At 63.4% G+C, this 25,354-nt stretch carries 22 protein-coding genes and 1 pseudogene; 9 read left to right on the top strand and 14 right to left on the bottom strand.

The features are described 5' to 3' along the window. Window positions 1-78 precede the first annotated feature (78 nt). Both chrA and V1292_RS23135 read right to left on the bottom strand, forming a co-directional pair. The gene (chrA, locus tag V1292_RS23130) at window positions 79-1,467 is read right to left on the bottom strand and encodes a chromate efflux transporter (protein ID WP_334377138.1); all 1,389 of its coding nucleotides are present in this window, start codon (window positions 1,465-1,467) and stop codon (window positions 79-81) included. An 11-nt stretch (window positions 1,468-1,478) separates the two neighbouring features. After that, entirely contained in the window at window positions 1,479-2,297 is an 819-nt protein-coding gene (locus V1292_RS23135) for a sulfurtransferase/chromate resistance protein (protein WP_334374954.1), read from the bottom strand. 300 nt (window positions 2,298-2,597) lie between these two features. Here V1292_RS23135 and V1292_RS23140 point away from each other — a divergent pair, with 300 nt between their 5' ends. After that, window positions 2,598-3,827, top strand: a complete 1,230-nt coding sequence (locus tag V1292_RS23140; RefSeq protein ID WP_334374955.1) for an MFS transporter — start codon at window positions 2,598-2,600, stop codon at window positions 3,825-3,827. Window positions 3,828-3,876: 49 nt separating this feature from the next. Here the strand turns inward: V1292_RS23140 and V1292_RS23145 are convergent, their stop codons facing one another. The 3 genes from V1292_RS23145 to V1292_RS23155 form a co-directional block, all read right to left on the bottom strand. After that, on the bottom strand, window positions 3,877-4,425 hold the full coding sequence (locus V1292_RS23145) for a hypothetical protein (RefSeq protein WP_334374957.1): 549 nt from the start codon (window positions 4,423-4,425) through the stop codon (window positions 3,877-3,879). Then, entirely contained in the window at window positions 4,422-5,312 is an 891-nt protein-coding gene (locus V1292_RS23150) for a DUF1259 domain-containing protein (RefSeq protein WP_334374958.1), read from the bottom strand. Before V1292_RS23150 ends, V1292_RS23145 begins: the two co-directional genes overlap by 4 nt. 303 nt (window positions 5,313-5,615) lie before the next feature. Then, entirely contained in the window at window positions 5,616-6,347 is a 732-nt protein-coding gene (locus V1292_RS23155; RefSeq protein ID WP_334374959.1) for a sulfite exporter TauE/SafE family protein, read from the bottom strand. Between the two features lie 266 nt (window positions 6,348-6,613). Between V1292_RS23155 and V1292_RS23160 the strand changes: the two genes are divergently transcribed. Further along, on the top strand, window positions 6,614-7,492 hold the full coding sequence (locus V1292_RS23160) for a DMT family transporter (RefSeq protein WP_334374960.1): 879 nt from the start codon (window positions 6,614-6,616) through the stop codon (window positions 7,490-7,492). A 39-nt stretch (window positions 7,493-7,531) separates the two neighbouring features. On the opposite strand, the gene V1292_RS23165 is transcribed toward V1292_RS23160, so the two are convergent. The 4 genes from V1292_RS23165 to V1292_RS23180 are packed head-to-tail and all read right to left on the bottom strand — an operon-like array spanning window position 7,532 to window position 11,652. After that, window positions 7,532-8,683 (bottom strand): MFS transporter, encoded by a 1,152-nt coding sequence (locus tag V1292_RS23165; RefSeq protein WP_334374961.1) that lies wholly within the window; start codon window positions 8,681-8,683, stop codon window positions 7,532-7,534. Beyond that, entirely contained in the window at window positions 8,680-9,846 is a 1,167-nt protein-coding gene (locus V1292_RS23170) for an MFS transporter (protein WP_334377139.1), read from the bottom strand. The genes V1292_RS23165 and V1292_RS23170 overlap by 4 nt, the downstream gene beginning before the upstream one ends. Window positions 9,847-9,891: 45 nt before the next feature. Next, on the bottom strand, window positions 9,892-11,262 hold the full coding sequence (locus V1292_RS23175; protein ID WP_334374962.1) for an NAD(P)-binding domain-containing protein: 1,371 nt from the start codon (window positions 11,260-11,262) through the stop codon (window positions 9,892-9,894). A 54-nt stretch (window positions 11,263-11,316) separates the two neighbouring features. Beyond that, window positions 11,317-11,652, bottom strand: coding sequence for an ArsR/SmtB family transcription factor (locus tag V1292_RS23180; protein WP_334374963.1), 336 nt, complete (start codon window positions 11,650-11,652; stop codon window positions 11,317-11,319). 124 nt (window positions 11,653-11,776) lie between these two features. On the opposite strand from V1292_RS23180, the gene V1292_RS23185 reads away from it, so the two are divergent. The 7 genes and pseudogenes from V1292_RS23185 to V1292_RS23215 all read left to right on the top strand — a co-directional run bounded on the left by V1292_RS23185 (window position 11,777) and on the right by V1292_RS23215 (window position 17,744). Then, complete coding sequence (locus tag V1292_RS23185) at window positions 11,777-12,139, top strand: ArsR/SmtB family transcription factor (protein ID WP_334374965.1); 363 nt, start codon at window positions 11,777-11,779, stop codon at window positions 12,137-12,139. Beyond that, window positions 12,132-12,221: pseudogene (locus tag V1292_RS23190) on the top strand (arsenate reductase/protein-tyrosine-phosphatase family protein); the annotation flags it as partial. The gene V1292_RS23185 and the pseudogene V1292_RS23190, both read left to right, overlap by 8 nt. 41 nt (window positions 12,222-12,262) lie before the next feature. Further along, window positions 12,263-12,961 (top strand): MIP/aquaporin family protein, encoded by a 699-nt coding sequence (locus V1292_RS23195; RefSeq protein ID WP_334374966.1) that lies wholly within the window; start codon window positions 12,263-12,265, stop codon window positions 12,959-12,961. Continuing rightward, window positions 12,958-13,365 (top strand): arsenate reductase (glutaredoxin), encoded by a 408-nt coding sequence (gene arsC / locus V1292_RS23200; protein ID WP_334374967.1) that lies wholly within the window; start codon window positions 12,958-12,960, stop codon window positions 13,363-13,365. The genes V1292_RS23195 and arsC overlap by 4 nt, the downstream gene beginning before the upstream one ends. A 196-nt stretch (window positions 13,366-13,561) precedes the next feature. Then, window positions 13,562-14,821 (top strand): adenylate/guanylate cyclase domain-containing protein, encoded by a 1,260-nt coding sequence (locus tag V1292_RS23205; protein ID WP_334374968.1) that lies wholly within the window; start codon window positions 13,562-13,564, stop codon window positions 14,819-14,821. Window positions 14,822-14,844: 23 nt separating this feature from the next. After that, entirely contained in the window at window positions 14,845-16,398 is a 1,554-nt protein-coding gene (locus V1292_RS23210; protein WP_334374969.1) for a serine hydrolase domain-containing protein, read from the top strand. A gap of 539 nt (window positions 16,399-16,937) precedes the next feature. Continuing rightward, on the top strand, window positions 16,938-17,744 hold the full coding sequence (locus tag V1292_RS23215; protein WP_334374970.1) for an alpha/beta fold hydrolase: 807 nt from the start codon (window positions 16,938-16,940) through the stop codon (window positions 17,742-17,744). Window positions 17,745-17,874: 130 nt separating this feature from the next. Here V1292_RS23215 and V1292_RS23220 read toward each other — a convergent pair whose 3' ends face one another. The 5 genes from V1292_RS23220 to V1292_RS23240 form a co-directional block, all read right to left on the bottom strand. Further along, window positions 17,875-19,119 (bottom strand): MFS transporter, encoded by a 1,245-nt coding sequence (locus V1292_RS23220; RefSeq protein WP_334374971.1) that lies wholly within the window; start codon window positions 19,117-19,119, stop codon window positions 17,875-17,877. Between the two features lie 334 nt (window positions 19,120-19,453). After that, window positions 19,454-21,475 (bottom strand): peroxidase family protein, encoded by a 2,022-nt coding sequence (locus V1292_RS23225; RefSeq protein WP_334374972.1) that lies wholly within the window; start codon window positions 21,473-21,475, stop codon window positions 19,454-19,456. Window positions 21,476-21,671: 196 nt separating this feature from the next. Beyond that, on the bottom strand, window positions 21,672-23,453 hold the full coding sequence (locus V1292_RS23230) for a flotillin family protein (protein ID WP_334374973.1): 1,782 nt from the start codon (window positions 23,451-23,453) through the stop codon (window positions 21,672-21,674). A gap of 2 nt (window positions 23,454-23,455) precedes the next feature. Then, window positions 23,456-24,115: an OB-fold-containig protein gene (locus V1292_RS23235; RefSeq protein WP_334374974.1), complete on the bottom strand. Its 660-nt coding sequence runs from the start codon at window positions 24,113-24,115 to the stop codon at window positions 23,456-23,458. Then, a complete protein-coding gene (locus V1292_RS23240; RefSeq protein WP_334374975.1) occupies window positions 24,112-25,242 on the bottom strand; it encodes a PspA/IM30 family protein in 1,131 nt (376 codons plus the stop codon). Before V1292_RS23240 ends, V1292_RS23235 begins: the two co-directional genes overlap by 4 nt. Window positions 25,243-25,354: the final 112 nt, after the last annotated feature.

A 25,354-nucleotide genomic window follows, 5' to 3' on the forward strand; every position in this document is an offset into this window, starting at 1 on the left:
TAGGGTAAGGCTGCCGGCAGGGATCGACTTGATCTAACGCAATCGCCGCTTGGCCCTTTCGTTGCTTCGAGAGGGTGTTCAGACGGCTCCAAGCAACCGCAACGCCACGCCCGCCGCGCAGGATCCCGCCAGCACCCAGAGCATGCCGACGTTGAGCCGGAAGATCGCGGTCGCCGCTGCCGCCGCCAGCACGAACGCGGCGACATCGAGACTTCCCCATACCGGCATGTCGAACGAAAGCCCCAGCGAACGAACCGGGATGGTCTGCCGGAACAGCGTGTGCAATCCGAACCAGATCGAGAGGTTGAGGATCACGCCGACCACAGCGGCGGTGATCGCGGTCAGCGCACCCGCGAGGCCCTTGTTGCCACGCAGCGTCTCGATATAGGGCGCGCCAAGGAAGATCCAGAGAAAGCAGGGGATGAAGGTGACCCAGGTCGCCAGCAATCCGCCGAGCGTGGCGGCCCACATCGGCGACAGTGTGCCGGGATCGCGATAGGCGGCCATGAAGCCGACGAACTGCAGCACCATGATTAGCGGCCCCGGCGTGGTCTCGGCCATGCCGAGGCCATCAAGCATCTCGCGCGGCTGCAGCCAATGATAATGCTCGACCGCCTGCTGGGCGACATAGGCCAGCACTGCATAGGCACCGCCGAACGTTACCAGCGCCATCTTGGAAAAGAACAGCGCGATCTGGCTGAACACATTGGCTTGTCCAAGCCCGATCAGCAGCGCGGCCACCGGCACCACCCATAATAGCAGCCACACCGAGCTCACCTTCAGTGCGCGCCCCACGGTGGGGCGCGCATGGCCGGGCAGTTCGTCACCGAGGAGGCTGTCGACCGCCGCGATCTTGTTCCCACCGCCATGCTCGATGGCGGCAAACTCCGACCGGCCGCTGCGCGCGCCAAAATAGCCGACCACGCCAGCCGCGACGATGATGATCGGGAAGGGGACGTTGAAAAAGAAGATCGCGACAAAGGCGATCGCGGCGAGCGCGATCATCACGCGGCTGCGCAGTGCGCGCTTGCCGACTCGGACCACCGCATGGACCACGATCGCCAGCACCGCGGCCTTCAGCCCGAAGAACAGCGCCTCGATGAAGCCGACATTGCCATAGGCCGCGTAGATATAGCTCAAGCCCATGATGGCGATGATGCCGGGCAGGATGAATAGCCCGCCCGCCATGATGCCGCCGGCGGTACGATGCAACAGCCAGCCGATATAGGTCGCGAGTTGCTGCGCCTCCGGGCCCGGCAACAGCATGCAATAGTTCAGCGCATGCAGAAACCGCCCTTCGGAGATCCAGTTCTTTTCCTCGACCAGGATGCGGTGCATCACCGCGATCTGCCCGGCCGGGCCGCCAAAACTCAATATGGCGACCCGCAGCCAGACCCGGAAAGCCTCGCCGAAGCTGATGCCGTGACCGGTTTCCCTGACGACATCGGGTTCGGCCGCCTTGTTCATCGCCGCGTCCATTACGGTTTCGCCTTGTTGGTCGGCCAATTGTGGGTCTCGCCGGTCGCGTCCCGGCACCATCGGTAGAACGCGTCGTACAGCGTCATGCCGGCTTCCAACTGCTCGAGATCATCATCGAACATGCGCGACAGCCCGAGCGAAGCCGCGAGCAGGCCGGGCGCTTCCGGTGACAGGTCGAGCCGCCCGGTGTCAGCGCCGCGGACCACTGTCGCCAGCCGCAGCAAGGGCGGCGTCGCGAGCCCGAATTCCTCGATCATGACGTCAAACGTGCAGAGTTCGCCGCGATGGCTCCAGAATACGTTCTCGACGTCGAAGGGGGCGGCGTTGAAACGCTCGCTGACTCCCAGCACTTCCGGCGGTGTCACGAAGAGGAATACCGCGTTGGGATCGACGAACCTGCGGATCAGCCACGGGCAGGCGATGCGGTCGATCTTTGGCCGCGCGCGGGTGACCCAGACGGTGCGACCCTGCGCGTCGCGCGCGGGGAGTTTTGCCGCCGGCACCAGCGGCAGCTTGGCGGCCTTCCAGCCTTCGAAACCGCCTTCCAGCGCTTCGGCCGAGACGTGGAGATGGCGCAGCCAGGCTGCGGTGCCTTGCGCCAGTTTCTGGCCGCGCAGGCAGACGACGATCGCCGAGCGGCCGGAGAACTCCTCGCCCCAATCGGCAGCTTCTTCGTGGTTGCGTCTGACGGCGCCCGGAATCAGCCGCTGGTCGGCGGCAAAATCCTCGTCGGTGCGCACATCGATCAGGGCCGGCATGTTCGCCGTGCCGATCAATTTTGAAAGCTTGTCGGGAGATATCGTGGTGTAGGATGACATGGCTGCGCCCTCGTCAAAAGAAACGGGACGCGATACTTGGGCATGTCGCCTCGTGGGGAGATCGCAACATCCCCATGCGCGGAATTAAGCGCCTGTGGCTTCCGCTGTCAACCAGCTCTCGCGGGAACCGTAGGATGGGTATCGCTTCCGCTCCACCCATCCTACGCAAGGGCGCTTGCGAAACCTCATATTCGGTTCTAGCTTTCCCCGTCGGGGACGAAGCAGGCTCCCCGTCAGACGGTCCGCCGTCCAAGCTCTGCGCACACTCGATTACGTCGAGGATGGCGCATGGACGCTCGGATGACCGATATCGCGACCGAACCAAAACCTTCCACCACCAACGCACTGATCCGGCTGCTCTATGTCGCACGCGGCCTGCGCGGCTTCGGCGACGGTTTTGCCGTCATCATCCTGCCGGCCTACATAACCGCGCTCGGCCATGACGCGATCGCCGTCGGCATCGTCGCGACCGCCTCGCTGCTTGGCACGGCGCTGCTGACGTTGATCACGGGCTGGATCGCGCCGCGCCATGACCTGCGGCCGCTGCTGATCGCGGGCGCTTGCCTGATGGTGGCGACCGGCATCGCCTTTCCCGCCGTCGAGCATCTTGTACTCATCGCGCTGGTCGCATTCATCGGCACGATCAACGCTTCCGGCGGCGATCTCGGCGTGCTGGTGCCGCTCGAGCATGCGGTGCTGGCGCACAGTGTCGCCGATGAGCGCCGGACCCAGGTGTTCGCGCGCTACAGCCTGATTGGCGCGCTCTGCACCGCTGCGGGTTCGCTTGCGGCCTCGCTGCCCGATCTCCTCGTCGCCGGCGGCAGCACGCAACTCGCCGCATTCCGTCTGATGTTCTATGCCTATGCCGCGCTCGGCATCGCCTGCGCGGCGCTCTATCGCTACGTCCCGCATGCGCGCGGCGAGGAGCGGGTGCCACAGGCGCCACTCGGGCCTTCGCGCGGCACCGTCTACAAGCTCGCGGCGCTGTTCAGCATCGATTCCTTTGCCGGCGGCTTTGTCGCGCAGTCCCTTCTGGTGCTCTGGCTGTTCGAGCGCTTCGATCTGTCATTGTCCGCGGCCGGATTGTTTTTCTTCTGGTCGAGCACGCTGAGCGCGTTCTCCTATCCGGTCGCGGCCTGGATCGCCAGGCGCATTGGGCTGGTCAACACCATGGTGTTCACGCATATCCCCTCCAGCATCTTCCTGATCCTGGCGGCGTTTGCGGCGAACCTTTACGTCGCGCTCGGCTTGCTGCTGTTGCGCTCCGCACTGTCGCAGATGGACGTGCCGACCCGCACCTCCTATGTCATGGCCGTGGTGACGCCGGCCGAACGGCCCGCGGCCGCCAGCGTCACCGCCGTGCCGCGCAGCCTCGCATCTGCCGTCAGCCCGGCGATCTCAGGCGCGCTCTTGATGACGTCGTTTACGGGTTTGCCGCTGGTGGTTTGCGGCACGCTCAAGATCGCCTACGACCTCGCTTTGCTGTTCTCGTTCCGCCATATCAAGCCGCCGGAGGAACAGGGGCGGTAGCGTGCTCTCACGTGACGCGGAGACCGGTGCGTCAACGCGGTTCGCGGGACTACCAGGGCGATCGCCGCCCGTCGGGCAAGGGGTCCATCACACGTCGCTCATCCCGGACATGCGACCATTGCGCCAGCTTGATCTCCGGCGTTTCGGGCGTGTTGCCCCCTTCCGACTGATAGGCAAGTTTCTGGCTTGCCTGCACCTGGTATTTGGCGGCTTGCGCCAGCCAATACCATTGCTTGTCGGGTTCGTTCAGCGCGCGTTGGCGGCACTCGGCTTCCAATTCGCGTAAGCGGATCGCTTCCTTCATAACCACTTCCAGAGCCTGCAGGCTCCAACCTGCCGGAGCCTCGAAACCACCGGAAACCGGGGTTCCGGTCAGCTTCTCATGACAAAAACTTCTTGACGGCAGGCTATGCCAGTTCGACGCAATTGATTGAAATTTAGAAATGGATTGACGCGATAATTCGCGGATCTGGTTGGGTGCACCTGAAATCCGTTGCCAGATTGGTCGCGAATGGCCGCCGGCGCCGGCCTCGGCGCCGCCCTTGTTTTGATTCCGCCACATCAAACCGTCGAAGGAGGCTTGACGGGCCGCGGTCAATGCTGCGCGACGGCCGTCTTGTCGAGCGCGGCGCGAACGTTGCGCGCCAGCTTCAGGGCGTCGTCGTTGGCCCAGAAATGAACGAAGAACATCCGTGGCTCTTCCGCGAGCATGTGGCTATGGATCGCGGTGACCTCGATGTCGCCGGCACGCAGCGCCCGGATCAGGGGATTGACCTCGTTGCCGGTTACGAGGAAATCGCCTGTTATGGCAGCCTTGCCGCCACCGGTCGGCTGAAAGTTGATGGCGTTGGCGCCGCCGAGCGGCGTGTTGACCTGCATTCCGCCTTCCTTGGCGGGATCGCGCCTCGGAATGCCGTATTGGTAGACACCACCATTCGCCGTGCCCTTGGCGCCCATCGCCTCGTCGAGCTTTGCTGTGTCGAGATCAACCGCAGGCGCCGCAGTGGCAGTGCTGGCCGGTGGATCGAACGGCGTCTTGCTTGCCGATGAAAGCGCTGCACGGATCGCGGTTGCCATTTTCTCGGGATCGCCGTGCCCGGCCACATGCATGTAGAAGGTCGCGGGAGAGGCGCGGAGAATGTGGTTGTGGATGGCAGTGATATCCAATCCGCTGTCCAGCAGCCTCGTCATGACGGGGGTAATCTCGGTCTCGAGCAACACCAGATCGCCCATCAGCATGGCCTCTCCGTGCATGGGAGCGAAGGCGACCCAGCCTCCGAGCGCCAATGCTGGCTTGATCGCGACGCCGTCCAGCGTGACGTGGAGATCGGATCGCGGCAGCCCGTAACGATGCACTTCACCGCTTACCATGGCGGTCTTGCCGAGGGCGGCATCCACCTTCTTCCAATCGATGGCATCGGCGCGGGCGGCATGCGACAGCAGCAGTGCGGCGCCGAGCGCGAGTAACGTGAGCGGGTGTTTCATGGCGTTCTCCTTCTTGAGCGAGCCCCCAAAGATCGACCGGATAGCGCGCGGCATCCCGCAATGCGTGATGCCGCGCGGCCGAGTGTCAGGGGATGGATGAGAGAATATTTGGGGCATGCGTATGCGCCTCCGGAAAAACCGGGACGCGATACTTGGGCATGTCGCCTCGTGGGGGGATCGCAACTACCCCCATGGCCGTATTCAGCCACACTGACGCGGAGTGTCAACGCGGTCGCGCGCTGACATCAGCAGACTCACGCTCAAGTGACTGGACGCGATCGAGGCGGTTTCTCGTTACTGCTATCAGATGATCAGCACCGCTCCCGAGACCAGCAGCAACACCAGCACCACCTTCCGGAACGCCGCCTCATCCAGCAGGCCGTACAGCTTGAGCCCGGCCCAGGTGCCGGCGAACAAGGCTGGCAGTCCGATCAGGAACAACTTGATCGTGTCCTGCGTGATCGCGCCTTTGGCGCCGATCCATAGTGCGCTCATCAGGAAGATCGCAACTGCTACCGGCTGAAACACCGTGCGCTGCACGTCCTTCGGCCAGCCACGCAGGCCGCACCATATCGTCACCAGAATTCCGGCAAGTCCGGTGATGCCGCCGAGCACGCCGTTGAGGAACCCGACGGCGGCGTCGGCTGCGGCGCCGTCCGCTTTCACGGCAGGGATAGCCGGTCGCAGCAGCGCGTAGAGGCTGTAGAGCACCAGGAAGGCACCGACGCCCGCGCGCACATGGGCAGGGTTCGCCCAGGTCAGGACGCCGACGCCGACGGGAACGCCGAGCGCGGCGCCGGCCACGAACGGCCACAGCCTTCGCCAGCTGAGCGCGCCGCGCAGCTTCCACACCGAATAGCCCTGCACGAAGAGCCCGAACGCGATGATCAGCGTCGCCGTTTGCAGCGGAGTGAGGATGTAGAGCCAGATCGCGGAGACGATGAGGCCGAAGGCGAAGCCGGAGAGACCTGCGACCAGCGCGCCGACGAAGGTCGCGAGAAAAAACAGCGACAGTTCGAGCGTCGTTCCATCCATGTGCCCGCTCCATACAAAAGCGAGCAGCGCTTGAATGGGATTGCCATTTAACGGGGAGGCTGCGATTTCCCCAGTTGCAGGCTAAGCCCGTCATGGCCTCGCGCGCAAGACGAGAGATTGATATGGGCTGCTGACAGTTGCCGCCATTTGCATGCAGATCGCGCGGTGCGAGACAGAAAGATTTATCCGAGCGCCGTCGAGACTCGCGTGCGCGATTTTCCCCACCATATGATCCGCGCGATAGATGCGGGCGACAGGGGGCGGCGTTGGGTGAATGGATCGGGGTCGCAATCGCGCTGGTCTCGAGCAGCCTCGGCGGCAGCGCCGCGGCGATCACGCGCTATCTTGCCGGCAACACCGATCCGATCACGCTTGCGATCCTGCGATGGGGGATCGGCTTCTGCTGCGTGCTGCCGGCGGCGCTGCTCATGAAGGCGCGATGGCCGAAGCGCGCGGACTGGCCCGCCGTCGCCGCCCTCGGCTTCTGCTTCTTCGGCGTGTTTTTCGTTCTCTACAATATTGCCATGACGTTCACGACCGCGGCGCGCGCCTCTCTCGCGCTGGCGACGCTGCCGCTGCACACCATGATGGTCGGCGCTCTGCTCGGCATCGAGCCGCTGACGAAACGGAAGTCGATCGGGGTCTGCATCGCGGTGCTGGGTGTCGCCGCCGCACTCGCAACGGGATTGTCGGCCGCGCCGGCGGGCGCGTGGCGCGGCGAACTGATCATGACCGGCGCCGTTCTGTGCATGGCGTTCTACAATGTCTGGTCCCGGCCGTTCATCCAGCGGTCCAGCGCGCTCGGTTTCCTCACCGTGGGCATGGGCAACGGCGCAGCGGCCCTGATCCTGGTCGGATCGTTGACCGGCAGCATCACATCGCTCGGCCAGTTCGGAACGCCGCAATGGATCGCGGGGCTCTATCTCGGCGTCGCCGGTGGCGCGCTCGCGTTCATCCTGTGGGTGCTGGCGCTGGAGCGAGCGTCGCCGACGCGTGTAGCCAACACCATGACCGTCAATCCGGTTGCCGCCGGCCTGCTTGCCACTCAGCTCGTCGGCGAGCCGATCACGCTCAACCTCATTGTCGGGCTGGTCGCCGTGTTTGCGGGCATATGGATCGCGACGTCGGAGATCAGGAAGCCGTAGGCTCGCAAACCTGACGCCGCATGCCATCTACGCCCTAACTCACGACCTCGCCGATCCCTTGCGCAGCAGAAACAGTGCCAGCAGCGCCGAGATGCTGAGTGCCGACGATACGATCAGCACCCGCGCGCCCATGGCCTCGATCAATAGGCCGAACAGCAGCGGGGCCGCGGCCTGCGCCATCCGCGCCGGTGCGCCGATGATGCCGAGGCGATAGCCGTAATTCTCCGGGCCGAAAATCGCGAGTGGCAGCGTGCCGCGCGCAATGGTCAGGATGCCGTTGCCGGAGCCGTGGAACAGCGCGAACACGCTGGCCGCGCCGCCGCCGGCCAGGCCGAGGATGGCGGCGCCGATCGGGTGGGTGATGCAGGCAAGCTTGGTCGAGACCAGCGGATGGTAGCGGCTGAGAAAGCCCGCCTCGAAGATCCGCGCGGCCACCTGCGCCGGGCCGATCAGCGCGCCGGCGAATACCGCCTGCGCGGTGGTCGCGCCGGCCGCTTCCATAATGCGCGGCAAATGCGCCGCCATCGCGCCGGTGACGGTCCAGGCGGCGGCGAACACGAAGGCGAGCACGATCATGGTGCGGTCGATCGGGATATGCGGCTTGACGGCTGCCGCCACCGCCGCCTTCGCGCCTTTCACGGCCGGCAGCATCAGGAGGTTGAGCGGCAGGCCGATCAGGATGTGCGCCGCCGCCCAGGCAAAGCAGGTGTTGCGCCAACCGATGGTTTCCAGCCCCCACGCGGACAGCGGCCATCCGACGGTCGAGGCAAATCCGGCGAGCAGCGTGATGCCGGTGATCGAACGGCGTGCGGCATCACCATAGATGCGGCCGAGAGCGGCGAAAGCGGCGTCATAGAGGCCGGCGCCCATGCCGACGCCGAGCAGCAGCCAGGCGATGACGAGCATGGGGATGGATGATGTGAAGCCGAGCAGCGCCAGCCCGGCCGCCAGCACCAGATTGGATAGCGACAGCACGGAGCGGCCGCCGACCAGGTCGATCTGCCGTCCGACACGCGGGCCTATCAGGGCCGAAATCACCAGCGAGGCGGAGAAAGCGGTAAATATCCAGGTTGAGGATATGCCGAGATCGCGCGCGATGGGGTCAGCGAGGATCGCCGGCAGATAATAGCTCGAAGCCCAGGCCAGGGTCTGTGTCGTGCCGAGGGCGAGAATGATGGGAAGCTGGTTCACTGGACGGTTTCTCTTCTTGACCACAGCAGCGCCAGCGGTCCGAGCAGGATGCCCGCTGCCAGCACCGCGAACGCCGCCATCCAGGCCGATGCATTTTGCGGCCCGCCGGTCGCATCCAGCGCGACACCCACCGCCCAGGCGCCGAGGGCGGACAGGCTGAAGCCGACGGTGGAATGCATGGCCATGGTTGCGCCGCGATAGCTGGGCTCCGCAGCCATCGACATGCCCGAAGTCAACGCGCCAGAATCGGCGGGTACGGTGATGGCATAAACGAGTATCAAGGGCAGCAGCAGCCATGGTGACTTGTCGGCGAGCACGCCGATCAGAAGCGCCACGGTGCCGGAAGCGAACATGACTGCCGTGATGGCCCGGTGGCGGCCGAATCGGAGCGCGAATTCATTGCCCAAAATGCTCGCGGGCATGGCGAGCAGGGAGAACGCCACGCTCACCACCACCGGCGTCAGGATCGATGCATCGGAATGCCTCGCGGCGACAAAAGTCCAGAACGCAACGATCCACGTCCGGATGCCGTAGAGCTCGAAGCAATGCGCGCCGTAGCCGAGCACGAAGCCCATGGCATTGCGATTCTGGAACACCGGGGCGAAATCGAGCAAGTGACCAGATGCCGGTCTGGGTTCGACCGGACGCAGCAGAAAGCAGGCGGTAAGCATCACCAGCGGCCCGGCAGCGGTGACAAAAAAGGCACTCCGCCAGCCCCAGGCTTCTGCCACGAGCTGTGAAACCAGGAACGACAAGCCGACGCCGAACGAGAAGCTCGACGTATAGAGCGTGATAGCGCGGGATGAGTCGCCCGGCGCGAGGCGGTCCGTCAGCGCCTTGAGGCCGGGCATGTAGGCACCGGCAAAGCCGATGCCGGCAATCGCGTTGAAGAGGGCGCCCGACCACAGGCCGGTGGCAAAGGCGCCGAACGAGAGCGTGCCGAGCGCGCTCACCGCCGAGCCGGCGATCAGAATTTTGCGCGCGTCGATGCGGTCGGTCAGCGTCGCCAGCACCGGCACGGTCAGCATGTAGCCGGCGGCGCCCGAGCCTGCCAGCAGGCCTGCCTGCGCGCCGCTCAAGCGCCATTCCGGAATCAGGAATGAGGCAAGGATGGAAGGTACGACGACGTGCGGGAGCAGGCTGCCGAGCTGCCCTGCGCACATCGCAACGATGACGGATCGGCCTTCCAGCGAAATTCTATTCACTCCTCATGCCGAGGACGCGCAACCACATCCCGATTTGCCTTGTTGCTTTGCTTTTTCATCCGCGACGCAACATGCGTCAACATCCGATATTGCGGGGCCGCCACAGCAATTGCCGGCATCTGGCGCGAGCGAGCGGCTGCAGACGCCGGTCTCGGGCAGCACCAGTTCGACCCGCTCTGCGGCAGTTCGGTCGCCGGCGATGTCGGCCGCAATCGAGCGCACCTGTTCGTACCCGGTAAGCATCAGGAAGGTCGGCGCGCGGCCGTAGGCTTTCATGCCGGCGAAATAGAAGCCCGGCTCGTCCTGCGCCAGTTCGCGGGCGCCGTGCGGCCGCACCGTGCCGCAGCTATGCTCGTTCGGATCGATCAGCGGCGCCAGCGCGATCGGGCACTCGATGGCGGGATCGAGCCGGATGCGCAACTCGCGCACGAAATCGAGATCGGGACGGAAACCGGTTGCCACGATCAGTTCATCGACCACGGCCTGCCGGGCGCTGCAGCCGGACAGGGCGCCGACGACGAGGCGAGGGCCGTCGGCTACGAGATGCGAAACGCGAAATTCGCTCTCGACCTTGATGTGGCCTGCCGTCACCAGCGCGGCAAAGGCCGCGCCCAATTCACCGCGAGCCACCAGCTTGTCGTTCGCGCCGCCGCCGAAAGCCTTCGCCGGATCGCTGCCGCGCAGTAGCCAGATCGGCCGGGTGCCCGGCGCCTGTTCCGCAAGCTTCGCCAGATCGATCAGCGTGCCGATCGCCGAATGTCCCGCGCCCAGCACCGCGACGGTCTTGCCGGCATAGCGCGTGCGTTCCTTGCCCAGGACGTCGGGCATCCCATAGGCGATCTTGTCGGAGGCATCAGTCTCGCCGATAGCGGAAAGACCGTTGGCGCCTGCCGGGTTCGGCGAATGCCAGGTGCCGGAAGCGTCGATGATCGCATCGGCCTTGACGACTTTCGGACCTTGTCCGTTCTGGTAGCGAATTTCGAACGGCGCCTTTTCCCTGCCTTTCGACTTCATCTTGTCGAAGCCGGCCCGGCTGATCGCGGTGACGCGGCTTGAAGTGCGGATGTGGGGCTCGAGCGCCGAGTTGGCCGCAAGCGGTTCGAGATAATGCTCGACCATTTCCGCGCCGGTCGGGTAGTGATCCGGTTCGGGAGAATTCCATCCCGTTGCCGCCAGCAGCCGCGCCGCCGCCTTGTCGACATTGTATTCCCAGGGCGAGAACAGTTGCACGTGGCCCCACTGCCGCATGGCGTGGCCGACCTTGTCGCCGGATTCCAGCACGATCGGCCGCAGCCCGCGCTCCAGCACATGGGCGGCGGCGGCAAGGCCGACCGGACCGGCTCCGATGATCGCGACAGTTCTGGTTTCACTCATGGCATTCTCCCATAAAACTAGAAATATCGAAATAGCGGTCGAAAAGTCGGCGCGCTAAGCCGCGGTCTTGGTGTTGGCATTGATCTTGGCGTCGGCGGTTTCGGCGCTTTCCGTGCAGCATTCGGCGACCAGAAAACCCACCAGCTCCCGCATCACTTCGTAGTTGGCGTGGCAGATCAGCGTGGTCGCATCGCGCACCTGCGTGACGAGACCGACCACCACCAGCGCCTTGATATGGTGGGAGAGGGTCGAGGGCGCGATTTTCAATTTCTCCTGCAGGCGGCCGACGGCAAGTCCGGCGCCGCCGGCGCGGATCAGCGCACGATAGATCTTGAGCCGGGTCGGATTGCCCAGCGCTTCCAGATGGGCGGCGGCGTCATCGAGTTTCATGACTGCACGATGACATGGATATCACGGCCTGTCAACGGTATTTCCAGAACTATCGAAATAGCGAGCGCCTGCAGCCGCAACAGTTAAAGTTGACACGCCCCGATCTATCGATAAGTCTGGATATATGGAATCCGAACAAGCCATTCTGGCGCTGGCGGCGCTGGCGCAATCGACCCGGCTCGACGTGTTTCGGCTATTGGCGAAACACGAGCCGGAGGGATTGCCTGCAGGTGACATCGCCAAGGCGCTCGCCGTACCGCAAAACACCATGTCGTCGCATCTGGCGATCTTGTCGCGTGCGGGGCTGGTGACAGCGCGCCGCTTCAGCCGCTCGATTGTCTACCGCGCCGATCTGAAGGCCTTTCAGTCCGTCGTGCTGTTCATGCTCAGGGATTGTTGCGACGGGCGGCCCGAAATCTGTGGTCCATTGATCGAAGACCTCACGCCTGGCTGCACCCCGAAGCCGAGGAGGAAAGCGCATGCCTGAACGCATCGACAATGTACTCTTCCTGTGCACCGGAAACACCGCCCGGTCGATCCTGGCGGAATCGATCCTGCGCAAGGACGGCCGCAGCGACGGCTCGACGTCCGGCCGTGAGAAGGCGAGCTGATGTCCGAATTCGATCTGCCACGCCGGCTCGCCGCCGAGACGCTCGGGACGGCACTGTTGGTCGCCACCGTGGTCGGCTCCGGGATCATGGCCGAGACCTTGACCAAGGACGTCGCACTCGCGTTGCTCGGCAATACGTTGCCGACCGGTGCCATGCTGGTCGTCCTCATCACCATTCTCGGTCCCATTTCCGGGGCCCATTTCAATCCGGCGGTATCGCTGGTTTTTGCGCTCAAGCGCGAGCTGACGCGGCGCGAGGCGCTGCTCTACGTCGCTGCGCAAATCGCCGGCGGGATTGCCGGAACCATGCTGGCGCATGCGATGTTCGCGCTGCCGCTGCTCGATGCCTCGCTGAAAATGCGAACCGGCGGTGCGCAATGGCTCGCCGAAGCCGTCGCCGCCTTCGGCCTGGTCGCAACCATCCTCGCTGGTATCAAGTTCAACCGCGCCGCGGTGCCGTGGCTGGTCGGCCTCTACATCACGGCGGCTTACTGGTTCACGGCGTCGACGTCGTTCGCCAATCCCGCCGTTGCCATTGCGCGCTCATTGACCAATACGTTTTCGGGCATTCGCCCCACAGATCTTCCGGGTTTCATCGCGGCGGAAACCTGCGGCGCCATCATCGCGTTGATCTTCATGGGTTGGCTGCTTCGTGAAAGCGACAAGGCGCGCGCAATGTTGAAGGAGGCGCAACCATGAGCGTTACGATCTACCACAACCCGGCCTGCGGCACCTCGCGCAATACGCTGGCGATGATCCGGCAGAGCGGCGAAGAGCCCGAGGTGATCGAGTATCTGAAGACGCCGCCGAGCCGCGCCCGGCTGGTCGAACTGATTGCCGCGCTCGGAATTTCGCCGCGCGAGCTGTTGCGCGAAAAAGGCACGCCCTATGCCGAGCTCGGCCTGGCCGACCCGAAATGGAGCGACGACGAGCTGATCGACCTCATGCTGAAACATCCAATCCTGATCAACCGGCCGATCGTGGTGACGCCAAAGGGCGTCCGCTTGTGCCGGCCTTCGGAATTGGTGCTCGATTTGCTCGACAACCCGGTCGAATCCTTCGTCAAGGAAGACGGCGAGGCAGTCACGCGCGCGAAGTCGTAAGGCACGCTTGTCCCGGACGCGGTGCAGCCTAGGCGATGCGAAGCATCGTCCGGCAACGCTGCTCCGCAGAGCCGGGACCCAAGCCGCAGAGTGTGGATCCCGGCTCAGCAGCGCATCGCTTCACGCTGCGCAGCATCCGGGGAATGCAGGCGGCGCCAGCCTTTCACTCGCCCCGATTGCACGGCATAATGGCCGCATGGAGCTCAACCCCCGTCTGCGGCTGATGAACTGGCTGGTCGGCCAGGGCCTCACCGGCCTGCCTCAAAACGACCTGATCCGCGGTTTCTGCGAACGCTGCTGCGCCGAGGGGCTTGGCATCTCGCGCGGCATGGTCTTCATCGATACGCTGCACCCGATTTTCGAAGGCCGCGGCTTTCGCTGGAACGACGCCGAGACCAACGAAAGCGACATGTTCGAATATGGCTCGACAAATGAGGGCGAAGCGGCGGAAGCCTGGCGCAGTTCGATCTTCTATCACATGCTTGAAAACGGCTTTTCGGAGTTGCCGATCGACCTCGCTGACGGCGGGACCCATAGGTTCAAGTTCGTGAACGAACTCGCCGAGAAGGGCCACAAGCATCTCGTGGCCTATGTGCACCAGTTCGGCGAGGCCGGCACCATGGGGCAGATGGACTGCGTCTATTCCTACTGGGTGACAAGGCGCGACGAGGGATTTGGCGCGCAGGGGTTGGCTGCGCTGCGCGATCTCGTGCCGGTGCTGGGGCTGGCGATCAAATCCGCGGCGCAGGCTGACATCACCAAGACGCTGGGCCGGGTCTATCTCGGTCGCGACACCGCCGAGCAGGTGCTGCGCGGCCGCATCACACGCGGCGTCACCGAGCGCATCAACACGGTGCTGTGGTTCTCCGACCTGCGCGGCTCGACCGCGATCAGCGAGAGCATCGATCCCGGCGAGATCATCCCGTTCCTCAACGATTATGCGCAGGCCTCGATCGACGCCATTCACGATGCCGGCGGCGAGGTGCTCAAGCTGATCGGCGACGGCGTGCTGGCGATGTTCACCCACGAGAACATGGCGAAGGCAAACCGCGCCGCGCTGCGCGCCGAACATCGTTTCCGGCGGAATATGAGAACGCTCAACGCCCGCCGGACGGCCGAGAACCGGCCGGTCACATCAGCCCATGTCGGCCTGCATGTCGGCGAGGTCTTTTACGGCAATATCGGCAGCGACGACCGGCTAGACTTTACGGTGGTGGGGCCTGCCGTCAATGAGGTCAGCCGCATCGCCTCGATGTGCCGCTCGGTCGACCGCGAATTGCTGATGTCGTCGGCGTTCCGCTCCGGTCTCGATGCGGCGGGGCGAAACTATCTGGTGTCGACCGGCCGCTACGCGCTGCGCGGCATCGGTCGCGCGCAGGATCTCTACACACTCGATCCGGATATTACGGCGGACGAGGTGGTGGCGGGGAAGTACGAGCGGTATCTGGCGGGTTAGATCGCAAACGACACGGGGCGCTGATGCAAAATCAAAGATTTGACGTCTCCGGGATTTTTCTCGGCGCGATCATGCTGGTTTCGATCTGCAGCGCTGCCGCATACGCCCAAGACGCTGTGGAGTCCGCCTGGCCGACCAAGCAATGGCCAATTTCCACGCCGGAAGAGCAGGGCATGGACTCGGCGGCGCTTGCCAGGCTGGTCGAGTTCGGAGCAAGCCGCAGCTTCGACAGTTTGCTGATCGTTCGGCATGGCAAGATTGTTCTCGATGCCTACTACGCGCCGTATGCGGCGGATATTCCCCACATCACCAACTCTGCCACCAAAGCTGTAATTGGCACCTTGACGGCGATCGCCTTGAAGGACGGGCTGCTGGACAGCGCGGACCGTCGAATGCTGGACTTTTTTGCAGACCGAAGCGTTGCGAATGTGGAGGAAAGGAAAAAGTCAATAACGGTCCAGAGCCTGCTGGACATGACGTCCGGAATAGAATGGGAAGAGCCTTTGAGCGGGCGGCCGGTTTCGACGATCGCTATGGAGCTTAGCCCGGACTGGATCAAATTCATCCTCGATCGTCAGATGTCGAACGCACCTGGAGACATCTTCAACTACAATAGCGGCAATTCGCATTTGCTTTCCGCTATTCTCACCAAGCTGACGGGGTTGAGTGCGTCGGATTATGCCAAGGCCAGGCTTTTCGGTCCGCTTGGGATCAGCACGTGGAATTGGCGGCGCGACCCGCAAGGTATCTCAACGGGAGGATACGGTCTGGCCTTGCTGCCTCGCGACATGGCGAAGATCGGCTATCTGTATCTGCGGCATGGCAAATGGGAAGGTAAGCCGCTTCTTCCACAAGGTTGGATCGAAAAGACAAGCGAAGCCTCGGTGAACATGAATTCGAAGCGGGAGCCGGAGCTAAGATATTCGAACTTCTTCTGGGCTCTACCCAAGAAGCAGGTTTACATGGCGGTCGGATACCATTGCCAGGTCATCATGGTGTTCCCCAAGCTGGATATCGTTGCGGTGACGACGGCCAGAGACTTTTGTCCATTCAGCAAAATGGCTGATGATATTTCCGGCGCGGTGAAATCCCAGACGGCGCTGCCGCCGGACCCCGCCGGCACAAATCTGCTTGCCGGCGTGATCCATGAGATATCAACCGAGAAACCGACCGAGGTTGGCGCAACGCCGGAGATCGCGTCTTTCATCTCGGGAAAGACATACAAATTCCTCGGCAACGCATTGAATGTGCGGTCGCTTTCGTTGACCCTTACTGGTCCGAATCCGCACTATGAGCTGGAAATCAATAACCGGGATCCAGCGAGGCCACCGCTCAGGTTCACCGGCCCGATCGGGCTTGACGGGCTGTTTCGCAAAAGCGACCCGACGGCCTCCGGAGTTCTTGCGGCCAAGGGAAGATGGCTGGATGGCCAAACATTTGTGCTCGAGCGCCGGACGTTGGGAGCGGACGCTCCATTGCTAAAATGGACGCTAAGATTTGACGGTGGCACGCTCAATCTCCGTGGCAGCGACAGGCGCGGCCTTGAAGTTTCGATCACCGGAGAGTCCGGCGATTAGGCGCGCAAGACGTCCTGGCCGGCCTTCGCTCGCATCGCGTATAGCCCGAGCGCCGCAAGCGAGAACACCACCAGCACCACGCCGAGCGCGAACAGCGCGTTGGAGGAAATCGTCGCCGCGAGCGAGGAAGACCGTGATCGCTGCGGTGACCGCCGCGCTCGTGACGTTGAGCGACACCGCCATCTGCGGCAGCGACGGCAGCAGGATGTTGGTGGCGAGCGTTCCCGTGGCGGCTAGGCCTGCCAGGACGGCGATCTGCGGGACAGTGGAAGAAGCTTCCGAACGAGGGCCGGTGTCGATTGCTGCAGTCTGGTCGGCCATGAGGGTTCCCGCTTTTGTATGAAATGATATATATCATATAAAGCTGCATGGGAAAGCACCAATGGGCTCCGGGCAATTAGGGCGGAGCAGAAAGCGCCTAGAAGCTGACATTTGATTCAGTTAGGTCGCGGGGTGCTATATCGACCGTCAACAGTTTGTCGGGGTGATATCAGCGGCGGTTGCAGGTCTCCCTATCCTTAGCTTTGGGTCAAATCCGAATGGAATCATACGACGACGACCTTAAATTTTTCGAGGCGCATGGCGCTGCGCCCCTGCCTGCCGCGATCAATCAAGGCTTTGTGGAACACGACGGTGCTCGAATCCGGTACGCGACGTACGGGTCGGGAGCTCCCGTGATCTTGCTGCATGGCGGCCTTGGGCATAGCGGCAATTGGGGCTATCAGGTTCCGGCGCTGGTCGCGTCGGGTTATCGCGCCGTGCTGATCGATAGCCGCGGCCATGGCCGCAGCACGCGCGATTCGCGGCCTTTCACGTATGAGTTGATGGCGTCCGACGTTCTGGCCGTGATGAATGCGCTGCAAGTGGACAAGGCAGCCGTCGTCGGATGGAGCGATGGCGCCTGCACCGCTTTGATCCTCGCCATGAAGGCCGCCGAACGCGTTGCAGGCGTGTTTTTCTTCGGCTGCAACATGGACCCCAGCGGCACAAAAGAAATCGAGCCCAGCCCGGTTCTCGACCGGTGTTTCGGACGGCACGCCAAGGACTATGCCCAGCTATCAGCCACGCCGGACCAGTTCGACGCATTGGTTGAAGCTGTCGGCCAGATGATGAAGACCGAACCGAATTATTCTGCGGGCGAGCTCGCCCACATCGATGTGCCTGTTGCGATCGTGCAGAGCGAGCACGACGAGTTCATCAAGCCCGAACATGCCGAATATCTTGCACGGAGTATCGCGACAGCGGAATTGAAGATCCTGCCTGGTGTGAGCCATTTCGCGCCGCTGCAAAGGCCGAGGCAATTCAACAACGTCATGCTTGCTTTCCTCCGCAAGGTTCTTTCTTGAGGGAAACAATACGCCTCGGTGCTTCGCCAGTCCGCTTTTTGGTCACCGCCGCCATAGGACTGCTTCGCAGCAAGCGGAGAAGGGTCGTCGCGTTGCTCCTCGCAATGACGGCTTCGATTGGCGCCAACCGCTAACAGCCTGCCGGCTCGCCCACCATGTCCGGCTGTCGCGCCAGCGAGACTGCGGGCGATAGCAGGATCACCAGCGCCTGCGCCGCGAAGATGGCGGCTGCCAGATAGAGGCAGGCTTCCGCGCCGTAGAGACCGCCGACAATAGCGCCCAGCGCCGAGCCGAGCGGGCGGGCGCCATAGCTCATGATGTTGATGGCGGAGACGCGCCCGAGCAGCGACGGCGGGGTTACCGATTGGCGCAGCGTGGTGGTCGAGATCACCCAGAGGATCGGGCCGGCGCCGAGCAGGAAGAAGCTCAGCCCGGCGAGCCACGGCGTCGGCACGATCGCCGTCAGCGCCATCACGGCGGCGGCGACGAAACCGGTCACCGGCCCAAGCCCGATCACGGTGCCGAAGGCCAGCCGCTGCATCACCCGCGTGGCAGACAGCGCGCCCGCCACCATGCCGACGCCGTACATCGCCAGCGTCACGCCGACGCCGGTGGCTGATAGTCCGAGATGGCGAACGGCGTAGGGTACGAACACCGCAAGCAGCAGGAACGACGCCGTATTGAAGATGAACTGCGTGATGAACACGGGCCGCAGCAGCGGATGATGCAACACGAACGCGGCGCCTTCCCTGATCTCCTGCAGGGGATGGCGGCGCGGGGCGGGGGCGCGCGCCGGTTCATAGATGCCCGACAGCAGCACGACGGCGATCACCGACAATGCGGCGGCAAAGCCGAACGCAGGCGCCGCACCGACCCACCCGACCAGCACGCCGCCGAGCGCCGGACCGCTCGCGAACGCCACGGTGCGCGCCAGTTCGATGCGCGCGTTCGCCGCGGGCAGTTGCTCCGAATTGACCAGCGATGGCACCAAAGCGGGCGCGGCGACGCTGTAGGCCACGGTGCCGCATACAGCGACGAAGCCGAGTAGCGAGAGCAGCGGCAGCGTGATTGCGCCGAGCCAGATCAGCAGCAGCGTCGCCGCCAGCGCAGCTGCGCGCAGCGCTTCGGAGGCCGCCATCACCCAGCGCCGCGAGATGCGGTCGGCGAGGAGACCGGCGGGAATCGCAAACAGGATGAAGGGCAGCGTCAGCGCGGTCTGCAATAGCCCGGTCTGGCCTTCGCCAACACCAAGCAGCAGCACCGCAACGATGGGCGCTGCGGCCAGCGCAATCTGCTCGGCCGATTGCGCGGCGAGGTTCGACCAGGCCAGACGGTTGAAAGTCGGCGGCAGGCGAGGGGTCGGAGCGGGTGACATGACAGTTTCCTTGGAAAATTCGATTCTCGCCTCATTGTCTGGTCTGAGGACGATCAAACCCACCCGTTTCCCGATAAGCCTGTCTACAAACAAAAACCTCCGCACGCTGACGTGTGGAGGCGTACCGTTTGCGTGAGGCGGGCCGCGGTCATTCCGGGGCGATGCGAAGCATCGAACTATGGGGCGCCCTCGCGCCCCTGAGAATCTCGAGATTCTCAGATGTGCAATGCACATCTTAGTTCGTTTCGCGCCCCGGAATGACGATGACGATTTGATTTCCGGCCAACACGAGAAGGACCCCGTCAATCCGTAGAAGTTGTCCCGTGAGTTCGCATCAAACGTCGAACAGGAAATCGTGCTTTGTCAGTTCATGAGGCCGCACGTCGGTGAGTTCGATCCGGTCGTCACCGACCTGGACCACCGTGTTCCCATGGTCGCCCCAGATTCTCACATCGCGAAAGTCCAGACAGCCGGCATTCTCAAACACCAGCATGTCGACGCCCGGATCGAAGTCGGTGATCTCAGCCTTGGTGGAGCCGAAATCAAACACGAAGCGGTCCGCGCCGTCATTGCCCGTCATCGTCTGCTTGCCGGTTCCGGCGAACAGATAATCGCCCTGCGGACCGCCGATCAGCGTGTCGTTGCCATCGGAGCCGATAACGATCTGGCGGGCTTCGGGGTCTTCGGACCCCACGCCGCCAGCAAGGCCAGTATGCCGCGAGTAGGTTACGAAGACATCGTCCTGGATATGCTCGGTGTCGGTATTGCGCAGAATGATATCCGCCAGCGTCGTGCCCTTGATCTCGGATAACGTCTTGGAATCGAACCCCTGATTCTCAAACCAGAACCGGTCGCCATCGCGCAACGCCTCGAACTGCATCGTAATGATGGCCTGGAAGGTTTCACCGACCAGCGCGCCGGGGACGTGATTTTCCGACAGGCCACCGGTCCACAGACCGACATTGTTGACATTGCCGTAAGCTGCTTTCAGTCCGGCCAGCGTCTCCGGGTCGCTCGTGATTTGGCTGAAATCCGTGTAGGGCTCGAGGCCGAGTGCTTCTCGGGTCTGGTTGAGCGTGCCGAGGCCAAGGTCGCGGGCGCGCTGGATGTTGATCGCGGCGAGATCCATAGACACCGGTGGATCGAAAAGAAAATTGCGCAGGTCGTCGACGATGCGCGCGTCGAGTGCTTGTGATGGATCGGCGGCCAGGTGGCGCAATTGTCCATCGGCGCCGCCATTGTCGTTGAAGTTTGCAGCCGGCTGGAAGAATACATCCTTCAGGTCTTCCTCGGAGCCGGCGATGACTTCGCCGTTTTCCGCAAGGCCTTCGGTTTCGCCCGACACGATCGAATGCCCGAAGCGGAACGCCGCGGCGACGAATTCCAGCGTGAGGTGGGGATCGACGTTGGGGTCATAGCCGTCGTAAGGCGTAAGCGCGTTCTTGCCGACGAGGTTAGGCAGGAACTCCGAATAGGTGATGTTGGCGATTTCCGCTGTCACGATGGCGCGCGCGTGATTGTAGAGTTGGTCGCCGCTCCAGTTCGGGTGTTCGACGTGCAGTCGGTCAACCCAATAATTGTGCTCGCGCACGAATAGCGTTTGCAGCGCGGTGAGCGCCGGATTTTCTGCGGCGCGGACGTCGCCGGCCACGACCATACCGTCGACGATCGGCAGGTTGCTGCCCTGCGACGTCAACATGTGACCATCGGCGGTGCGCAGGCTGGCCGCGGTCGCGGCGTTGGATCCATAGACCATCGAGGCATCCAGCCAGGCGGTATTGGAATTGACCGCCATGGCCGGGTTGGATGTGCCCGCACCGGTCGTGGGATCGATGACGGCGCGGGTGATCGGAATGACGGTGCCGGCGGGGAGCACGGGATCGCCCGCGGGCACCACGACGCTGATATCGCTGACGCCATCCGTCCGGGTCAGCGTCATGTCATGATCGATGAATTGGCCCCATGCGTACATGAAGGCGGAAACGCCTTCCGGGTTCGCCACATCAGGGTCGCCCGCGCCGACCACAAGATTGCTGATGGTGCGGGGATTGTTGCCGCCGAGCGGAACAGAAATGCCGTCGGCAAAATGCGCCGGGCCAATGCGTCCGAATTCAGTTCCGGCAGAGTTGAGGGTGGAATCGGATTGATTGTTCTGCGAACCGTCGAAGCTGCGGTATTCGATTTTTGCCGGCTTCGGATCCGGTGGGCACGGCCAACCGTGAGGGCCATGGTGCTCACCCGGGCCATGCGAGCCGTGCGGTCGGTGCGGCACTTGAAAATGGCCAAGAAAATCGCCGAAGTGAAAATCGTCGTTTCTGTCTTGGTGTGCCTCCCAAGTCCGCTTGAACTGACGCATTTGAATGCTCCCTCAGTTGCAATTGCGAATTAGTTGCAATTGGTGTCACGAATGAGAGGCATTTGCAATAAGGAAGTGAAGGCCGCCTGCGTGCTTCCCGACAACTGACAGGTGGAGAAGGGCTCCAGCAAAAAGGCCCGCCGCGCGAATGGCGGCAGGCCTCGATTTGAACGGTGGTTCGGCTGCTTCTGCTTGACTACGACTTGGGGCCGAGGGTCGCCTTGCCCGTTCCCGAGATGGTCGCGGGCGGTGTTGCTACCTCATCCGCATCATCTTCATCCGTATCATCTTCGATCGCAGGCAGTTCGGCCGGACTGGCGAGCTGCTGCGCGGCCAGCGCGCTGGTCAGGCTGGTTAGCGCGTCCGGACCGGCCGCGAATCCACCCTCGGCGAGGATCTTGTCGATAATCGGCTTGAACGCCGAGACCGACAGCAACTGCGCAGCAAGGCCATCGCCCAGACCAAGCCCGTTGCCATGGCCGTTCATCGCGCCATTGCCGCCGCCACGGCCGAGCAGGCCGCCGGTGTCGAAGATCCGGATGTCGGAAATCTTCTCGATCGGCTTGACCGCTTCGGCCAGCGCGTTCGGGATGATGTTGATGCGCGCCAGGGTGAGATCGTAGTCGACCATCGCCTGAGAGAGCTTGTTGCGCGCTTCCGCCTTCAACGCGGCCACCTCGGCCTCGGCCTGGCCGAGCGATTTGACGCCGGCCGCGCGGGTCGTCGCCGCCTCGGCGTCGGCCTTGGCCAGCATGGTAATGGCTTCCGCCTTGTTGTTCGCGGCCTGGTTCTCGGCTTCCGCCATCACGGTGATCGGCATCGCCTCGGTCTCGGCGGCCTTGCGCGCCGCGATCACGTTGATGATCTTGTCGCGTTCGGCGATTTCGACGGCTTTGGCGGTGGTGACCTTTTCCTCGGCCGCAATCGCCAGCGCACGCGCGGTCTCGGCGACGGTCTGCGCTTCCGACTGCTCCTTGCTCTTGGTCGCGATCGCAATCGCACTTTCCTGCGCCACGATCTGCAGGTCGCGCTCCATCTCGGTATTGCGGCGTTTCACCGCGAGATCGGCTTCGATCTTTCTGGTGTCGCGCAACTGGTTGGCTTCGGTCTGCTTGTTGGCGACCGCCAGTTCCTGCTGGATGCGGTACTCGGCCTCGTTCTGCAGCGCGGTTTGCTCGACCTGCGCAGTCTGCGCGCGCATCGCGGCGGTCTTGTTGGCGATGTCGCGCTGCTGGGCCAGTTCCGCCTCGCGCTTGGTGGCCTCGATCGTCAGCGTGGTCTGGCGGGCGACGAGGTCCTGCTGCGCGATGTTGACCTCGGTGGTGCGGACGATCTGGTTGCGCTCCTGTTCGCGCTCGCGCGTGATCTTGGTCAGCGTCGTCAGACCGTGGGCGTCGAAGAAGTTGCTCGGGTTGAAATGCTTGATATCGCTCTGGTCGAGACGGGTCAGCGACACCGATTCGAGCTCAAGGCCGTTGTTCTGGATGTCAGCGCCGACGGCGTCCTGCACCGATTTCACGAACGTCGCGCGCTGCTCCTGCAGCTCTTCCAGGTTCATGGTGGCGGCCACTGAACGCAGGCCGTCGACGAATTTGGCCTCGATCAGTTCGCGCAGCTCGCCTGCATTTTGGGTGCGGCTGCCGAGCGTCTGCGCGGCGAGCGCGATCGAGGAAGTATCGGGTTTGACGCGCAGATAGAATTCGGCGCCGATGTCGACGCGCATGCGGTCCTTGGTGATCAGCGAGTCCGGGCCGCCGCGGGCGACCTCCAGCCGCAGCGTCTTCAGATTGACCGCGGCGACGGAGTGGAACACCGGAAGGACGATCGAGCCGCCGTCGAGCACGACCTTCTGGCCGCCTAATCCGGTGCGGACATAGGCTTCATCACGGGTCGAGCGGCGGTACAGTTTGGCAAGCAGTAAACCGATAACAAGAACGGCGATAACGCCAATCGTGACGGGTATTGCAAGTTCCCACATGTTCAAGCCCTGTCTGAACGTTGTTGCGCAATGAGGTCGGCTGGTGCGGAAATGGCGATAAAGCTCTTGGCATCACGATCGACCAGCAACACGCTGGCGCCGACCGGGAGCGGCGTGGATTCGGGACTGGCGCGCGCCACCAGAGAGTGCCAGTTGCCGAAGACATCCTTGAGACGGACGCGGCCGGGCAATCCCTGGTCGAGTGGCCCGACCGAAACTTCGGCGACCTGGCCGATGAAATCGGCCTGGTCCACCGCATAGGTCTCGTCGCGCGGGATGATGCGGGCGATGCCGCGGCTGGTGACACGGATCGCGGGGAGGCTGACACCCGCGGCGGCGATCGCCGCGATCACGACCGGAATCGAAATTCCCACACCGTGCGCGAGCCCCTGCAAAAAGAATCCCGCAATCGAAAACACGCCGAGTGCGAGGACGATCAGGATCAGCAGGGGTAGCCGCCCCGCATTGACCCACAGGAACAGGCCGCCCAATCCGTCACCACTGTCGACGTCGACGGCAACTTCTTTTCCGAAGAGTTCGCCGAGCGAGAAGCCGATCAGCATCGCCAGCAATTCGATGCCGCCGAGCGCCATCATGATGGCGGCAGCCACGGCGAAAGGCCGCACGTCCGGCGCTAGCAGGATGTCGGTCAGGGCACTCATTGCTGCGACTTGATCCTTTCAAGGCGGGCCGCGATTTCCTTTTCGCGGTGCAACCGGTCGAGTTCGTCGAGTTCCTTATCGCCGGCCACGCTGGCTGCAGGCACGCCGGTGACGCGTGCGATCGCCGCCATCGCCCGATCGGGACTCACTGTTTTGGTCGCGCCAGCCGCGCGTCCGGTTTCGTGCGGCGCGTGCTTCTCGAGGCTCGCCTCGAGATCGGCGAGGCGGGTCTCGGCTTCACGCCGCGCGCCAAGCATCGCCTGTAAGGCCTTGGTCTGCTCGTCGATTTCGAGTTCGATGAAATCCATCGCGCGCTCGAGCGCGGTACCCTGCGATTCCAGATCAATTTGCCGTGCAACGCCGGCGCGCGCGAGGTCTTCGCGGTTCTCTGCAACCGCAAGACGAACCTTGTCGGTCAGCGCGGCGATTTCGGCGTCGAGTTCCTCGCGCCGGCGCTTGAGGCGAAACTCCTCGGCGCGCGACTTGCCGAGCGCGTGGCGCGCTTCATCGGCGCCGGCGTCGATTTCGCGGATCGCCTGCTTGACCAGCGCGACCTTGTTGCTGTTCTCGGCATTGTCGATCGTCTCACTGGCAATGGCGGCAAGAAGTCTACCCATACGTGCAAGAATACCCTCGTGAACCATGGTCTTCTCCTCCGGCTGTGGTGATTTCGATTTCACGGCGATGTGGATTTCGTAAGCGCGGCCGTCCGAAACCAAATGAGCCGGGAAAGGACTATCCCAGCCGGCAAGATATCCGGGGATTTCAAACGGCACCAAGACACGTCCGTGGACAGTGCTAATGGTCAGTGAAGTTGGTCCCTTGATCGCAAACAACTTGTCGTCGAGCGGGATTTTGCGCGTTGGGGAGCCCGCGACGTAACTGGCGCGGTCGCGCAGGCCGAGCGTCACGAGACGCGCGGGCAGTCCCGTCTCGGTGCGGATCCGCTCATAGGCCTGGGCGTGGAGGGCGACGAGGTTGGCGCCAACCGGGGCAACCTCGGCGAGGATCGCCATCATCCGGTCATAGGCGGCAAAGGTCGCTTCGATGGCGGCGATGCCGGCCTCGTCGGGGGCGAGGGCGTATCGCAGCGTGGCCGTCGGGGTTTCGAGCGGAACCTTTATCATGGAACCAGCGTAAAGTACTTCCTCAGTGCTTTACAAGCCAGTGAGCCGGTATCATTTTCGTGATCACCAGATGCAATTGCACATGATTGCCAGATGCAGTTGCAAATGAGTT

Origin of the sequence: Bradyrhizobium sp. AZCC 1719, from assembly GCF_036924525.1 — a bacterium.
Classification (GTDB): domain Bacteria; phylum Pseudomonadota; class Alphaproteobacteria; order Rhizobiales; family Xanthobacteraceae; genus Bradyrhizobium.

Bases quoted from the DNA above. Each gene is read 5' to 3' on its own strand.
- V1292_RS23175 (WP_334374962.1), bottom strand. From the start codon at position 11,262: ATGAGTGAAACCAGAACTGTCGCGATCATCGGAGCCGGTCCGGTCGGC.
- V1292_RS23210 (WP_334374969.1), top strand. From the start codon at position 14,845: ATGCAAAATCAAAGATTTGACGTCTCCGGGATTTTTCTCGGCGCGATC.
- V1292_RS23170 (WP_334377139.1), bottom strand. From the start codon at position 9,846: ATGTGCGCAGGGCAGCTCGGCAGCCTGCTCCCGCACGTCGTCGTACCT.
- V1292_RS23195 (WP_334374966.1), top strand. From the start codon at position 12,263: ATGTCCGAATTCGATCTGCCACGCCGGCTCGCCGCCGAGACGCTCGGG.
- V1292_RS23215 (WP_334374970.1), top strand. From the start codon at position 16,938: ATGGAATCATACGACGACGACCTTAAATTTTTCGAGGCGCATGGCGCT.
- V1292_RS23155 (WP_334374959.1), bottom strand. From the start codon at position 6,347: ATGGATGGAACGACGCTCGAACTGTCGCTGTTTTTTCTCGCGACCTTC.
- V1292_RS23150 (WP_334374958.1), bottom strand. From the start codon at position 5,312: ATGAAACACCCGCTCACGTTACTCGCGCTCGGCGCCGCACTGCTGCTG.
- chrA (WP_334377138.1), bottom strand. From the start codon at position 1,467: ATGAACAAGGCGGCCGAACCCGATGTCGTCAGGGAAACCGGTCACGGC.
- V1292_RS23140 (WP_334374955.1), top strand. From the start codon at position 2,598: ATGACCGATATCGCGACCGAACCAAAACCTTCCACCACCAACGCACTG.
- V1292_RS23235 (WP_334374974.1), bottom strand. From the start codon at position 24,115: ATGAGTGCCCTGACCGACATCCTGCTAGCGCCGGACGTGCGGCCTTTC.
- V1292_RS23230 (WP_334374973.1), bottom strand. From the start codon at position 23,453: ATGTGGGAACTTGCAATACCCGTCACGATTGGCGTTATCGCCGTTCTT.
- V1292_RS23225 (WP_334374972.1), bottom strand. From the start codon at position 21,475: ATGCGTCAGTTCAAGCGGACTTGGGAGGCACACCAAGACAGAAACGAC.
- V1292_RS23180 (WP_334374963.1), bottom strand. From the start codon at position 11,652: ATGAAACTCGATGACGCCGCCGCCCATCTGGAAGCGCTGGGCAATCCG.
- V1292_RS23135 (WP_334374954.1), bottom strand. From the start codon at position 2,297: ATGTCATCCTACACCACGATATCTCCCGACAAGCTTTCAAAATTGATC.
- arsC (WP_334374967.1), top strand. From the start codon at position 12,958: ATGAGCGTTACGATCTACCACAACCCGGCCTGCGGCACCTCGCGCAAT.
- V1292_RS23205 (WP_334374968.1), top strand. From the start codon at position 13,562: ATGGAGCTCAACCCCCGTCTGCGGCTGATGAACTGGCTGGTCGGCCAG.
- V1292_RS23185 (WP_334374965.1), top strand. From the start codon at position 11,777: ATGGAATCCGAACAAGCCATTCTGGCGCTGGCGGCGCTGGCGCAATCG.
- V1292_RS23240 (WP_334374975.1), bottom strand. From the start codon at position 25,242: ATGATAAAGGTTCCGCTCGAAACCCCGACGGCCACGCTGCGATACGCC.
- V1292_RS23220 (WP_334374971.1), bottom strand. From the start codon at position 19,119: ATGTCACCCGCTCCGACCCCTCGCCTGCCGCCGACTTTCAACCGTCTG.